Raw genomic sequence first — 12,742 nt, forward strand, 5'->3', positions numbered from 1 at the left:
TAAGACGCCTGAAAATGGCGGGGAGCGCGCGAGTAAGGGCTGACAATTATCCCTCCAGGGGCAATGGACCTGTGGCGTGACGGGGCTGGGCATCCGTCGACCTTTTGTGAATCTCGCGATCCCTCAGGCTGTTAGTATTCGATGGGATATCTGTGGGTGTCCCATTCTTCGTCCATTCTTCGTCCATCCCAACGAAAGATCCTGACTGATCTAATTGCTGCCGCGAAGCAAAGAAAATGCAAATATAATCCCGCTGCCGACTTTGAAGTTACAGTCGGCCCAAGATATCCGACTCCGAAATTCTAATGAATATTTTGATAAATACTTCGACAGCGTTGAGATTTGCTATTCTGGCTAATGCTGGAGGCGTTCATGATCACCTTGGCGTGGGCGCCGTTAGTTTGACGGCCGGTAAGTCTATTGAACTTCCTTCAGCGGGTATTGTTGCTTTTGATGATCTGCTTGCGGTTTTTTCTGCGCACGTAAGCGAGTTGTTAGGTGGTCGTCATGGTGGGGCGGGGGTGGTTGATTATGATTTGTTGTTGCGACACATTGAAGCATATAAAAACAATCTTTATGGTCTTCATCTAAAGCAGCAAAGTGGGTATACAGTTGCAGTGGAAGCTTTGCGCGACTGTTATGTGTCTAGATTCGCTATTGAGATTTCTAATGTATTTTCAAGTTTTGACTCTGGTCGGCGCGCAGAGTTTGAAGGGAGAATTCGATGCCGTCCTGGTTCTTCTGATAGTTTTTATTCTGAGTCCCTCGATCTCGCGGATTTCTATTCCCAATGGTGTTCCGTAGTGTTATAGGCCTCCGTCAATCGAGAGGATGAAGGAGAATCAAGAGGTAGAGAAGTCGAGGAAGAGAAGTCGAGAAGAGAAGTCGAGGACACCCACAGTTCCGCACTAGCCTGACATCCGATTCAGACTTTTCTGGCTGTATGAGTTCGATGAATCAAAGATGCTGGCCCCAGGACGCAGGCCCGCTCTTCGCTAATCCCACCTAGTCACGAAAATAAGGATCCGGTTCCGCAGGCGCAGGCCCGACTAAAGCCCGACGCGCCTCATCGCATCGACCAAAGCCTGCTGCCCGCTGCCCTCCAAGCCTGCGAGGATCTCGGTGCGATCGTCGGGCCGTTCGTTCTGCCCCAGTTTGAACTTGGCGTAGGCGTCGACGACGCGGGCGCGGAAAGCGACCACGGCCGGTGCGAGCTTGTCGTAGCGCGCGCCCATGTCGGCGACCGACCAGGCGTTCGGGCGGCCGCGTTCCATATGGTCGACCAGCCGGACCAGTGCGGTCCGGGTGGCTTCGGCGCTGTCGTCGAACTCGACGTCGATGTCCAGCTGCACGGTTTCGTAGTTCCAGGTCGGTGCCTGGGTGCGGTCGGTCAGCCACGAGGGCGAGATGTAGCCGTGCGCGCCCTGGAACACCGCCAGTGCGCGCGGTTGCCGACGCAGCAGGTCCGTGTGCGGGTGGGCGCGCGGCATGTGGCCCAGCAAGCTCATCCCGCCGTTGGCGTCGCGTTCCAGCAGCAGCGGCAGCGGCGTGGCCAGTGGCGCGCCGTCGGCGGAGCTGATCACCAGCGCGAAGGGATGCGCGGCGATCATGCGATCGATGTCGGCGGGGGAGTCGGGCTTGAAAATGGGGTGGGTGTTCATGCGCTCGTCGCGTCGGTGCAGTCGGCGATTCTAGGCGCCGGCTCAGTCGGTCGCGACTGCGGCGACTGGCGCCGGCACCGCCGGCCGGGCCTGAGCGCTGCCTTTCCAGCGCCACATCAGCACCACCGCCACCGTATCCACCAGCACCGCGAAGATGCTCGCTTCCGGCCCGAACGCGCCGCCGGTCAGCCACTGCGGCTTGGCAAGCAGTTCCGGCAGCAGCCAGCCGGCCTGGTCGAAGCCGCTGACATCGAAGCCGAGCAGGGCGCCCTGGGCCCAGTTCCAGCCGAAGTGGAGGCCGATGGGCAGGGCCAGGCTGCGGGTGCGCAGGTAGGCCAGTCCCATCAGGATGGCGCCGAGCGCGGTGTCGAGCGTGGCCCAGGCCAGAGTCGGCCCTTCCATGCCGGGGTTGCCCCAATGGGCGATGGCGAACAACAGTCCCATGCCCAGCAGCGTGGGCCATGCGCCGATGCCGTCCACCAGGCGCTGGAACACGAAGCCGCGGAACAGCAGTTCTTCCAGCACCACGGCCCAGGCGAACATCCAGGTGCCCATGGCCAGTGCGTTCAAGCTGCGCGCCGGGTCGAGGCTGAAGCGGACGCCGCCGGCGGCGAAGATCAGGCCGGTCACCAGGCCGATCAGGACCATGCCCAAGGCCGCGCCATAGAACAGCTCGCGCGCCCAGGTGAGGTCCGCTCGCAGCCCGACCGCGGCCAGGCCTTCGCGGCGCAGTCGCAGGCAGGCGTAGGTCACCAGGGTCAGGAACAGCACCGGTAGCGGCGCCAGCCATGCGCCCTCGAATCCCTGATGCTGGATCGCCTTGGACACCACGCGGTAAACCGGCTGGCTGGCCAGGAACAGCACGAGAAACGCGAGGATCCACCAGCCGTTGCGCAGCGATCCGTGGCGGTCGCGAATGATCTGCTTCATCTGCCTTCCCCTGCGGTGCTTGAACCGCAGCATCCGGGCTCGACGCAGGAACGGTAAATAGCCCGTCAGGCCCGGTGCCGTTCGTCACGTAGACGGTGGCGAGGCAAACCCGTTCGCGCGGCGTCGTATCGCCGGCGCAGCGAATACGGGCAAAGCCGTTCGGCGTAGCGGCTTGCGGACACGGCGGGAATCGACGGGTTCAGCCTAAACGGGGCCGTACGTTCGGCGCCCGTGAAGAGCCGCGAGAGTCGGCTAGACCCTGCGTTAACCGCCCAGGACGCAGCGTGCGGTATCGCCGGCCCACCGGAACCGGCGTCCTACGAGGTCGAACGACATGGGCAAGGACACTGCAGGTCAGAAGCATCGCGATACCCAGCCGGACCGAGGCGAAGGTCCGCCGGGCGGGCAAGGCCACCAACCGCTGCCGGGCGAGAACCCGCAGGACGGCGAGGGACAGGCGCGTCGCAAGCACGTGCAAAACGCGGACCTGCCGGAGGGCGAAGGGCACCAGACGCTGCCGGGCGAGGATCCGCCGTCGAAGGCGTAACGCGCTGGGTCGGCGCATGCGTTTTTTTGCGCGTACGGGTTCGCAGTTTTACGAAGCGCTTACTCGGCTTTCACTGCGGTCTGCATGCGCCGTGCTCGAATGCCCGCGAACTCGCAACGGGAGTACGCGCAATGAGGACCTCTTCGATCGCTTTCGCAGCGGCGCTGTTGTTGTCTGTTTCCGGCGCGGCCTCGGCCGGCGTGGTGACCGTGAGCGGGCAGGGTCAGAGTTATGACCCGGGCATCGCATTGGAAAACGCGCGCGCCGACGCCATCGGCCAGTGCGCGGCGCAAGGCGGAACGCCGCTGGAAGAGGTCTACAACCACATCACCCGCGCCAACCTGTGGCTGGCGAGTTCGATCTGGCGTTGCGACGTGCCTTGAGGCGGTGATCCGCCATGCAGGGGCCGAGTGGCGTAGCGTTACTTGGCCTCGCCCACCGGCGTCGGCTGCGTCTCTATCGCAAGTCGCGGCCAGGCGAAGTACGTCCTCCACACGTAGCCCCACGGCACCACCGCGACCAGCAGCGGCAGCGCGAGGAAGGAACTGGCGACTTCGCCGGTGGGCGTGCCCCACAAGCTATCGGCGCGCCACAGCGGATAGGCGACGAACGCCAGCCAGACCGCCTTGTAGCCGATGGTGAAGAGCATCAGCGGCAGCCAGCGCAGCGGGCGCAACAAGCCGAACAGCGCCAGCGCGGGGTAGGTCGCCCACACCGCGAACGTGACCGCACGCACCGGGTCCCAGGGGCCGTCGTGGGTCAGCAGCGCGCGCTAGGCGGTGGGCGTGACGAAGATCAGCATCAGCAGGAAGAACAAGCGCAGGCCCCAGATCTGGATGGGACGGACGTTCTCGTGGCGCGGGTCGGGTGCGAACGGTCGGGCGAGCATGGCGTCACTCCTCGGAAGGCAGGCTGGGATCGAAGGCGAGCAGGTCGCCGGGCTGGCACTCCAGCGCGGTGCAGATCGCTTCGAGTGTGGAGAAGCGGATCGCCTTGGCCTTGCCGGTCTTGAGGATCGACAGGTTGGCCAGGGTGATGTCGACGCGCGCGGCGAGTTCGGTCAGGGTCATGCGGCGCGCGTGCAGCTGTTCGTCGAGGCGGACGACGATCGCCATGTCATACCGTCCCTTCGAGGTCGGCGCGCATGCGGGCGCCGTGGGCGAACACGCTGGACAGCACGAACAGCAGCAGCACCGCCAGCCACGGCGTGAACGAGAAGCCGTCGATCTTGCCCGGCTCCCACACGATCGCGGCGATGGTCGCGACGATGCAGCGCAGCAGTTCCAGCGCCAGCACGCTCCACGCGATCAGGTCCAGGCGCTTGGCGTTTTCGAGCAGGAAGGGATCGCCGGCGCGCACCGTGTCGACGATCGCCAGCAGGCGACGCAGCACGGTATGCACGATCGCCGCGCCGATTACGCCGATGAGGACGATCGCGCGCAGCCCTTGCGGCGCCAGCGGATGCAGCTTGGTCAATTCGAAGCCCAGCGGCCGTTCCGGCCAGCCCTGGATGAAGAAGCTCCAGACCAGCAGGGCGGTGAGGGACGCGGCGTAGAGCAGGTTGAGGACGGTCAGGCCCTGGATGACCGGACGGGTGATGGCGAGGGCGCGGGCAGAGGTGCGGTTCATGGCTGATTCCCGGCTGGGTTGTCGTAAAACGATAATACGCATATCGCTAAACGATAAAAATAGGCCGGAAGACAGGGGGCCTTAGGCCCTGGGCGGGCTGTGCGAGGCGGGAGGGAGACTGCCTGCGGGCACCTGCCGCCGAGACAGAAGGCCAGGTGCCGGGCCTCGCCGGTGCGGCGCGATTCGGCTTTGCGGAACAAGGCTGTTCGCTTTCTCTGCACAAAAAAAACACAAGGAAAGCCCGCAACATGCGTCGGAACCGGCCGGAAGCCGGGGCGAGGACACTTGACCTCGTCCGACCAAGAAAAGAGAATGATCGTTCATTCTACGATGTGGCCGCGGTCCGCCGACCGCAATCAACGACCTGAGGCTCCCCCATGCCGTCGCGCAAGTCTATGTCCCATAACGCTATTTCCGGCGTCCCCGCCGTACTCACCGCGGCCGTGCTGGCGCTGGCCCTGGCGGCCTGCGGCAAGGGCGGCGATCCGCAAGGCGGCCCCGGCGGCCAGAAGGGCCAGGTCACCGTGGTGACCCTGAAGCCCGAGACCGTCACCCTGACCCGCGAGCTGCCGGGACGCACCAGCGCCTCGCTGATCGCCGAAGTCCGGCCGCAGGTCAGCGGCATCGTCGAGCGGCGCCTGTTCACCGAAGGCGGCCTGGTCAGTGCCGGGCAGCCGCTGTACCAGCTCGACGACAAGACCTACGCCGCGGATCTGGAAACCGCCAAGGCCACGCTGGCGCGCGGCGAGGCGGCGTTGAATTCGGCGCGCTTGAACGCGCAGCGCTCCAGCGATCTGGTCAAGATCGACGCGGTCAGCAAGCAGGACGACGAAACCGCGGTCGCCACGCTCAAGCAGAGCCAGGCCGATGTGTCTTCCGGCCGCGCCGCAGTGCGCAGCGCCGGCGTGATCCTGGGCCGCGCGCGCATCACCTCGCCGATCAGCGGCCGCATCGGCAAGTCGGCGGTCACCCAGGGTGCGCTGGTCACGGCCAATCAGGCCGAACCGCTGGCAGTGGTGCAGCAGCTCGATCCGGTTCACGTCGACATCAGCCAGTCCAGCGCCGAACTGTTGGCGCTGCGCAAGCAGATCGCCGCCGGCACCCTGACCGAAGCCAGCACGCCGGTGACGATCCTGCTGGAGGACGGCAGCAAGTACCCGCTCGAAGGCAAGCTCGCGTTCTCCGAGGTCACCGTCGACGAAGGCACCGGCAGCTTCCTGCTGCGCGTGGTGGTGCCCAACCCCGACAACCTGCTGATGCCCGGCATGTACGTGCGTGCGCTGATCGGTACCGGCGTGCGCCAGAACGCGTTGCTGGTGCCGCAGCAGGGCATCAGCCGCGATCCCAAGGGCGGCGCGACCGCGATGGTCGTCAACGCCAAAGGCCAGGTCGAGCCGCGCGAAGTCCAGGTCAGTCAGGCGATCGGCGACAAGTGGCTGGTCGAAAGCGGCCTGAAGGCCGGCGACAAGGTGATCGTCGAGGGCCTGCAGAAGATCGGCCCGGGCATGCCGGTCGATGCGACCGAGAAGGGCGCTGCGCCGGCCAAGCCGGCCGCAGCCGCCGCCGCCGCGCCGAAGCAGTAACCGGAGAAATTCATGGCACGGTTCTTTATCGATCGCCCGATCTTCGCGTGGGTCCTGGCGATCATCATCATGCTCGGTGGCGCCATCGCGATCACCCAGCTGCCGATCTCGCAGTACCCGACCATCGCGCCGCCGACCGTATCGGTGAACGCGTCCTACCCCGGCGCCTCGGCCAAGGCCGTCGAAAACTCGGTGACCCAGATCATCGAGCAGAACATGAAGGGCATCGACGGCCTAATGTACATGTCGGCGACCAGTTCGTCCGACGGCCAGTCCAGCGTCACCCTGACCTTCGAAAGCGGCATCGACCCGGACATCGCCCAGGTGCAGGTGCAGAACAAGCTGCAGCTGGCCACCCCCTTGCTGCCGCAGATCGTGCAGCAGCAGGGTGTGAGCGTGTCGAAGGCGAGCTCGTCGTTCCTGCAGGTCATCGGCTTCGTGTCCGAGGACGGCAGCATGAACGGCGCCGACATCGCCGACTACGTAGCCGCCAACCTGGTCGATCCGCTCGCCCGCGTCGACGGCGTCGGCAGCACCCAGCTGTTCGGCACCAAGTACGCGATGCGGATCTGGCTGGATCCGGACAAGCTCAACACCTACAAGCTGACCCCGACCGACGTCATCAACGGCCTGAGGGCGCAGAACGCGCAGGTCGCGGTCGGCCAGCTCGGCGGCACGCCGTCGGTGAAGGGCCAGCAGCTCAACGCCACCATCACCGCGCAGGACCGCCTGCAGACCGCCGAGCAGTTCCAGAACATCGTGCTGCGTTCCAACAGCAGCGGCGCGGTGCTGAAACTGCGCGACGTCGCCCGGGTCGAACTGGGTCAGGAGGACTACAGCACCATCGCCCGCTTCAACGGCAAGCCGGCGACCGGTATCGCGATCTCGCTGGCGACGGGCGCCAACGCGCTGGCCACCGCGCAGGCGGTGCAGGCCGAGCTCGAGCTGCTCAAGCCCTCGTTCCCGAAGGGCCTGAAGGCGGTGACGCCGTTCGACACCACGCCGTTCGTGCGCGTGGCGATCGAGGAAGTGGTCAAAACCCTGCTCGAAGCGATCGTGCTGGTGTTCCTGGTGATGTACCTGTTCCTGCAGAACTTCCGCGCCACCCTGATCCCGACGATCGCGGTGCCGGTGGTGCTGCTGGGCACGTTCGGCCTGCTGGCGCTGTTCGGCTACTCGGTCAACATGCTGACCATGTTCGCGGTGGTGCTGGCGATCGGCCTGCTGGTCGACGACGCCATCGTCGTGGTCGAGAACGTCGAACGCGTGATGAGCGAGGAAGGCCTGTCGCCGGTCGAAGCCACACGCAAATCGATGGACCAGATCACCGGCGCGCTGGTCGGCATCGGCCTGGTGCTGTCGGCGGTGTTCGTGCCGATGGCGTTCCTCGGCGGCGCGACCGGCGTCATCTATCGTCAGTTCTCGGTCACCATCGTTTCGGCGATGGGGCTCTCGGTGCTGGTCGCGATCGTGCTGACCCCGGCGCTGTGCGCGACCATGCTCAAGCAGATCGAGAAGGGCCACCACGCCTCCGACAAGGGTTTCTTCGGCTGGTTCAACAAGAAGTTCGACGCCGGCAACAACAAGTACCAGGGCGTGGTGCGCGGCATCGTCACCCGCTCGGGCCGTTTCATGATGGTGTTCGCGGCGATGGCGGTGCTGATGGGCGTGCTGTTCTTCCGCCTGCCGTCCTCGTTCCTGCCGCAGGAGGACCAGGGCTTCCTGTTCACCATCGTGCAGGCGCCGGTCGGCGCGACCCAGGAGCGCACCGGCGAGGTACTCAAGAAGGTCGAGGACCAGTTCCTGTCCGACAAGGCGGTGGATTCGCTGTTCACCGTGCAGGGCTTCAGCTTCGCCGGCAACGGCCAGAACGCGGGCATGGCGTTCTCGCAGCTCAAGCCGTGGGAAGAGCGCGAGGCCACCTGGGGCGACCGCTGGCGCTGGCTGACCAGCTTCGGCAAGACCCCGATGCCGGACAACAGCGTCAACGGCGTGGTCGGCCGCGCCATGGGCAGCTTCATGCAGATCAAGGACGCGTTCGTGTTCGCGCTGGCGCCGCCGGCGGTGTTCGAGCTGGGCAATTCCAACGGCTTCGTGTTCTACATGAAGGACAACGCCGGTCTGGGCCACGACGCCCTGGTCGCCGCGCGCAACCAGTTCCTCGGCATGGCCGGCAAGAGCGAACTCTTGCAGAACGTGCGTCCCAACGGCATGGAAGACACGCCGCAGTTCCGGGTCGATGTCGACAATCAGAAGGCCTCGGCGCTGGGTCTGAGCATCGCCGACATCAACTCGACCCTGCAGGCGGCCTGGGGCGGTCAGTACATCGACGATTTCGTCGATCGCGGCCGGGTCAAGCGCGTCTACATCCAGGCCGACGCGCCGTTCCGGATGGTGCCCAGCGATTTCAACCGCTGGTACGTGCGCAACGACAAGGGCGAGATGGTGCCGTTCTCGGCCTTCGCCACTACGCGCTGGGAATACGGTTCGCCGCGCCTGGAGCGCTACAACGGCGTTTCGGCGCTGGAAATCAACGGCGAAGCCAAGCCGGGCGTGAGCTCGGGCCAGGCCATGGCCGAAGTGGAGAAGCTGGTGGCGCAGCTGCCGCAGGGCATCGGCCTGGAATGGACCGGACTGTCGTTCCAGGAACGCCAGGCCGGTGCGCAGACGCCGCTGCTGTACACGCTGTCGCTGTTGATCGTGTTCCTGTGTCTGGCGGCGATGTACGAAAGCTGGGCGATCCCGACCTCGGTGCTGCTGATCGCGCCGATGGGCATCCTCGGCACCGTGCTGGCGACCTGGCTGCGCGGCATGGAACGCGATGTCTACTTCCAGGTGGCGATGCTGACCACGGTGGGCCTGTCGAGCAAGAACGCGATCCTGATCGTCGAGTTCGCCAAGGAGAACCTCAAGAACGGCATGGACCTGATCGCGGCCACGCTGGCCGCGGTGCGCGACCGATTGCGCCCGATCATCATGACCTCGCTGGCCTTCGGCCTGGGCGTGCTGCCGCTGGCGCTGGCCTCCGGCGCGGGTTCCGGCGCGCAGCGCGCGATCGGCACCGGCGTGCTCGGCGGCATGGTCGTGGGTACCTTCCTGGGTATCTTCTTCGTCCCGCTGTTCTTCGTCGTGGTCGAGAAATTGTTCGTGAGGAAGAAGCGCGCGCCCGCTGCGCAGGCTTCGGCAGGAGTGCAGAACCATGACTAAGTTGTCGATTCACGCCCTGACGCTGGCGATCTCGCTGGCGACCGCCGGCTGCGTCAGTCTGGCGCCGAAGCTGCCGGTCGCCGACGCGGCGATTCCGGGCGAATGGCCGTTGCCGCCGACCACCCAGGCCTTCGCCGGCACCGCGCCGGCGGGCGAGGCCACCGAGACGGCATCGGCCGCCGCGGTGGCCGACATCGGCTGGCGCGATTTCTTCGCCGACCAGAATCTGGAAACGCTGATCGGCCGCGCGCTGGACAACAACCGCGATCTGCGCGTGGCCGTGCTGAACGTCGAGAAGGCGCGCGCGCTGTACCGCATTCAGCGCGCCGATCGCGTCCCGGCGGTCGGCGTCAGCGCGCAGCTGCAGCGCACCGGCGGCGACAATCAGGCGGTCGTCGACCAGTACACCGCCGGCGTGGGCATCACCAATTTCGAGCTGGACCTGTTCGGCCGCGTGCGCAATCTGAGCCAGTCGGCCCTGCAGCGTTACTTCGCCGAAGAAGAGGCGCGCCGCGGCGCGCAACTGAGCCTGATCGCGGAAGTCGCCAATGCCTACCTGACCCTGGCGGCCGACCGCGAACTGCTGTCGGTATCCGAAGCGACGCTGAAGAACCAGCAGTCCGCCTACGACCTGACCGTGAAGCGGCGCGAGTTGGGCGCGGTGTCCGGCCTGGAAGTGAGCCAGGCGCGTACCCAGGTGGAGCAGGCGCGCGCCGACGCGGCGCGTTATGCCGGGCAGGTGGCCCAGGACATCAACGCCCTGAACCTGCTGGTCGGCGAGCCGGTCGATCCGGCCCTGCTGCCGCAGCGCCTGACCTATGAGGTGAGCGGCATCGCGGCCTTGCCGTCCGGGCTGCCGTCGGAGGTGCTGCTGCGTCGCCCGGACGTGCTGCAGGCCGAGCACACGCTGCGTGCGGCCAACGCCAACATCGGCGCCGCGCGCGCGGCGTTCTTCCCGTCGATCAGCCTGACCGGCTTGTTCGGCAGCGCCAGCAGCGAGCTGTCGGGCCTGTTCGATGCGAACACGCGGGCCTGGTCGGTCAATCCGGTGATCAACATCCCGATCTTCCAGGGCGGCAAGCTGCGCGCGGGCCTGGCGTCGGCGAACGCCGATCAGCAGATCGCCCTGGCGCAATACGAGAAGGCGATCCAGTCCGGTTTCCGCGATGTCGCCGATGCGCTGGCGCTGACCCGGACCCTGGCCGAGCAGCGTCAGGCCCAGGAAGCGCTGGTCGAGGCGGCCGCGCGCGCCGACCAGTTGTCGACCGCGCGTTACAAGGCCGGCCGCGACAGCTACCTCAACCAGCTCGACGCTCAGCGCACGCTGTACGGCGCGCAGCAGGGTCTGGTGACCACGCGCCTGAGCGAACAGATCAACCGGGTGGCGCTCTATAAAGTGCTCGGAGGCGGCTGGAACGAGCGCAGCCAATGAGCGTCCAGGACCAACCCGTCGGCAAGGCCGAGGCGCGCGCGCAGGCCCAGCGCGAGCGCATTCTGGTTGCCGCGCAGAAATGCTTCGTCCTGCACGGCTTCCATGCCGCGAGCATGGCCAGCATCGCCGAGACGGCCGGCATGAGCGCCGGCCTGATCTACCGCTACTTCAAGGCCAAGAACGACATCATCCTGGCCATCATCGAGCGTCAGCTCGAGGAGGCGCGGGCCGATATCGCGAAGTTGCATGCGAACAGCGACGTGGTCGAGGGCATCGCCGAGGTGTTTCAGCAATGGCAGGCGAAAGATCCCGGCATCACCAACGCGGCCCTGTTCCTGGAACTCACCGCCGAGGCCACACGCGACACCGAGATCGCCGCGGCCACGCACGCCTCCGACAAGGTGCTGCGCGCCGATTTGGTGGCCTGGTTCGCGCGCAGTTCCGAGCAGGGCGGCATGGGCGTGCCCGAGTCCGAGGTCGAGATGCGGGTGCTGATCGTGCAGTCCCTGATCGAAGGACTGGCGATTCGTTCGATCGCGCAACCGGATCTGAGCGTGGCTGAGGTCAAGGCGGCGCTGGAGCACATTCTGCCGGCTCTGCTGTCGCCCCGGGCCTGAGCGAAGGGCGCCGCGGCGCTGGAGAATTCGGCGTGCAGGAGGCAGCCGCCGTTGGGCGGCTGTCCTGGGTCGGCGATGTCGCGATTGGAACGCGCCGCCGTCCGACGCGAAGGATCGCTATCGGGCGTAGTGCGAATGGATGCCGGGCAGGACGCGTCCTGCCCGTTGGCTTAGCGCCGCGTAGCTAACACCCCATCCAGCGCCAACTGCGCCTTGAACCCGGCCTTCTCCAGGCGCTTGGCCACTTCGCGCGGCACATCGCGGCCGCTGGTCAGCTTGTTCGGGCTGCCGGTGTAGTGGAACAGCCGGCCGCCGCGTTTGAGCACGCGTGCCAGATGGTCGTAAAAGGTCTGCGAATACAGTTCGCCGGCGATGCCGAAGCGCGGCGGATCGTGGAGCAGGGCATTGACCGAGGCGTCGGCGATCTGCGCGATCGCTTTCGACGCGTCGGCATGGCTGAGTTGCAAGCGGCCGCCGCTGCCGGGCGCATCGGGGTCGGGCGACCAGGGGTTGAGCGTGCGCAGCCACAGCACGTCCTCGTTTTTCTCGAACGACTGGATGCGGGCCGCGCCGGCCTCCAGGCAGCATGCAGCGAAGTAGCCCAGACCGCCGCAGGTGTCCAACACGATCTTGCCGCGCGGTTCGACCAGCGCGACCTTGCGCTGCGCATCCTCGACCGGCGAGGTCTTCGCCGTGGGCAGCATCTTGATGCCGTCGATCTCGAAGGTGGGCGCGCCCCATTCGGTCGGCACCAGCTTGATCAGCGAGCCGGAGAAACGCGACACCGGCGCGAACTCCTCGCCGTCCCAGTGATAGATCGTGCGGTCCTTGAGCGCGGAAGGATACGGATAGCGCTGGCCACGCCATTGCCAGGTGTCCGTGGCCAGCCGTATTTCGTCGTGCGAACGCCCCAGGTCCAGCGAGCCGGTCCATGCGTCCGCACCGGCCTCGCGTGCACTGCGCAGTGCGTCGGCGACGGGGCGGGTGAGCAGGGGGCCTGTGTAGTGCGGCACGGCGGGCGGTCTCGTGTGATGGTCGGGTGCGATGGCGCAACCTACGCATCGAACGCAGTCAGGGCAAGCCTGGGAGGATGCGGCCTGAATATGAATCGTACTCCGGCGTGCCGACGCCGGGTC

Annotated in this window: 13 protein-coding genes; 7 read left to right on the plus strand and 6 right to left on the minus strand. The window is 66.0% G+C overall.

Annotated elements, in window-relative coordinates; all coding sequences use genetic code 11:
* Window positions 1-305: 305 nt before the first annotated feature.
* Entirely contained in the window at window positions 306-812 is a 507-nt protein-coding gene (locus ASE10_RS20210; protein ID WP_157480918.1) for a hypothetical protein, read from the plus strand.
* A gap of 237 nt (window positions 813-1,049) precedes the next feature.
* On the opposite strand, the gene ASE10_RS11935 is transcribed toward ASE10_RS20210, so the two are convergent.
* On the minus strand, window positions 1,050-1,661 hold the full coding sequence (locus tag ASE10_RS11935; protein ID WP_055905861.1) for an FMN-binding negative transcriptional regulator: 612 nt from the start codon (window positions 1,659-1,661) through the stop codon (window positions 1,050-1,052).
* 42 nt (window positions 1,662-1,703) lie between these two features.
* Window positions 1,704-2,591, minus strand: coding sequence for a type II CAAX endopeptidase family protein (locus tag ASE10_RS11940; RefSeq protein ID WP_055905864.1), 888 nt, complete (start codon window positions 2,589-2,591; stop codon window positions 1,704-1,706).
* Window positions 2,592-2,925: 334 nt separating this feature from the next.
* Here ASE10_RS11940 and ASE10_RS11945 point away from each other — a divergent pair, with 334 nt between their 5' ends.
* Together ASE10_RS11945 and ASE10_RS20215 are read left to right on the plus strand one after the other, a co-directional pair.
* On the plus strand, window positions 2,926-3,138 hold the full coding sequence (locus ASE10_RS11945; RefSeq protein ID WP_055905867.1) for a hypothetical protein: 213 nt from the start codon (window positions 2,926-2,928) through the stop codon (window positions 3,136-3,138).
* Window positions 3,139-3,269: 131 nt separating this feature from the next.
* Window positions 3,270-3,521, plus strand: a complete 252-nt coding sequence (locus ASE10_RS20215) for a hypothetical protein (RefSeq protein ID WP_055905870.1) — start codon at window positions 3,270-3,272, stop codon at window positions 3,519-3,521.
* A gap of 38 nt (window positions 3,522-3,559) precedes the next feature.
* Here ASE10_RS20215 and ASE10_RS11950 read toward each other — a convergent pair whose 3' ends face one another.
* From ASE10_RS11950 to ASE10_RS11960, 3 genes are all read right to left on the minus strand, one after another.
* Window positions 3,560-3,874, minus strand: a complete 315-nt coding sequence (locus ASE10_RS11950) for a hypothetical protein (protein ID WP_157480919.1) — start codon at window positions 3,872-3,874, stop codon at window positions 3,560-3,562.
* 157 nt (window positions 3,875-4,031) lie between these two features.
* Window positions 4,032-4,253 carry a helix-turn-helix transcriptional regulator gene (locus tag ASE10_RS11955; RefSeq protein WP_055905876.1) on the minus strand — a complete coding sequence of 74 codons (222 nt, stop codon included), beginning with the start codon at window positions 4,251-4,253 and terminating at the stop codon, window positions 4,032-4,034.
* A 1-nt stretch (window position 4,254) separates the two neighbouring features.
* Window positions 4,255-4,767 carry a DUF2975 domain-containing protein gene (locus tag ASE10_RS11960; protein ID WP_055905879.1) on the minus strand — a complete coding sequence of 171 codons (513 nt, stop codon included), beginning with the start codon at window positions 4,765-4,767 and terminating at the stop codon, window positions 4,255-4,257.
* A gap of 395 nt (window positions 4,768-5,162) precedes the next feature.
* On the opposite strand from ASE10_RS11960, the gene ASE10_RS11965 reads away from it, so the two are divergent.
* Genes ASE10_RS11965 through ASE10_RS11980 form a run of 4 tightly spaced genes read left to right on the plus strand, consistent with a single transcriptional unit; the run spans window position 5,163 to window position 11,606 of the window.
* Complete coding sequence (locus ASE10_RS11965; RefSeq protein WP_055905883.1) at window positions 5,163-6,350, plus strand: efflux RND transporter periplasmic adaptor subunit; 1,188 nt, start codon at window positions 5,163-5,165, stop codon at window positions 6,348-6,350.
* Between the two features lie 12 nt (window positions 6,351-6,362).
* The gene (locus ASE10_RS11970; protein WP_055905886.1) at window positions 6,363-9,557 is read left to right on the plus strand and encodes an efflux RND transporter permease subunit; all 3,195 of its coding nucleotides are present in this window, start codon (window positions 6,363-6,365) and stop codon (window positions 9,555-9,557) included.
* A complete protein-coding gene (locus ASE10_RS11975; RefSeq protein ID WP_056305293.1) occupies window positions 9,550-10,989 on the plus strand; it encodes an efflux transporter outer membrane subunit in 1,440 nt (479 codons plus the stop codon). The genes ASE10_RS11970 and ASE10_RS11975 overlap by 8 nt, the downstream gene beginning before the upstream one ends.
* Window positions 10,986-11,606 (plus strand): TetR/AcrR family transcriptional regulator, encoded by a 621-nt coding sequence (locus ASE10_RS11980; RefSeq protein ID WP_055905893.1) that lies wholly within the window; start codon window positions 10,986-10,988, stop codon window positions 11,604-11,606. The genes ASE10_RS11975 and ASE10_RS11980 overlap by 4 nt, the downstream gene beginning before the upstream one ends.
* Before the next feature lie 170 nt (window positions 11,607-11,776).
* Here the strand turns inward: ASE10_RS11980 and ASE10_RS11985 are convergent, their stop codons facing one another.
* Complete coding sequence (locus tag ASE10_RS11985; RefSeq protein ID WP_055905896.1) at window positions 11,777-12,619, minus strand: MnmC family methyltransferase; 843 nt, start codon at window positions 12,617-12,619, stop codon at window positions 11,777-11,779.
* Window positions 12,620-12,742 lie beyond the last annotated feature (123 nt).

This window comes from Lysobacter sp. Root76 (genome assembly GCF_001428685.1).
In the GTDB taxonomy this organism is placed as follows: Bacteria; Pseudomonadota; Gammaproteobacteria; order Xanthomonadales; family Xanthomonadaceae; genus Lysobacter.

Bases quoted from the DNA above. Each gene is read 5' to 3' on its own strand.
- ASE10_RS20210 (WP_157480918.1), top strand. From the start codon at position 306: ATGAATATTTTGATAAATACTTCGACAGCGTTGAGATTTGCTATTCTG.
- ASE10_RS11935 (WP_055905861.1), bottom strand. From the start codon at position 1,661: ATGAACACCCACCCCATTTTCAAGCCCGACTCCCCCGCCGACATCGAT.
- ASE10_RS11940 (WP_055905864.1), bottom strand. From the start codon at position 2,591: ATGAAGCAGATCATTCGCGACCGCCACGGATCGCTGCGCAACGGCTGG.
- ASE10_RS11945 (WP_055905867.1), top strand. From the start codon at position 2,926: ATGGGCAAGGACACTGCAGGTCAGAAGCATCGCGATACCCAGCCGGAC.
- ASE10_RS20215 (WP_055905870.1), top strand. From the start codon at position 3,270: ATGAGGACCTCTTCGATCGCTTTCGCAGCGGCGCTGTTGTTGTCTGTT.
- ASE10_RS11955 (WP_055905876.1), bottom strand. From the start codon at position 4,253: ATGGCGATCGTCGTCCGCCTCGACGAACAGCTGCACGCGCGCCGCATG.
- ASE10_RS11960 (WP_055905879.1), bottom strand. From the start codon at position 4,767: ATGAACCGCACCTCTGCCCGCGCCCTCGCCATCACCCGTCCGGTCATC.
- ASE10_RS11965 (WP_055905883.1), top strand. From the start codon at position 5,163: ATGTCCCATAACGCTATTTCCGGCGTCCCCGCCGTACTCACCGCGGCC.
- ASE10_RS11970 (WP_055905886.1), top strand. From the start codon at position 6,363: ATGGCACGGTTCTTTATCGATCGCCCGATCTTCGCGTGGGTCCTGGCG.
- ASE10_RS11975 (WP_056305293.1), top strand. From the start codon at position 9,550: ATGACTAAGTTGTCGATTCACGCCCTGACGCTGGCGATCTCGCTGGCG.
- ASE10_RS11980 (WP_055905893.1), top strand. From the start codon at position 10,986: ATGAGCGTCCAGGACCAACCCGTCGGCAAGGCCGAGGCGCGCGCGCAG.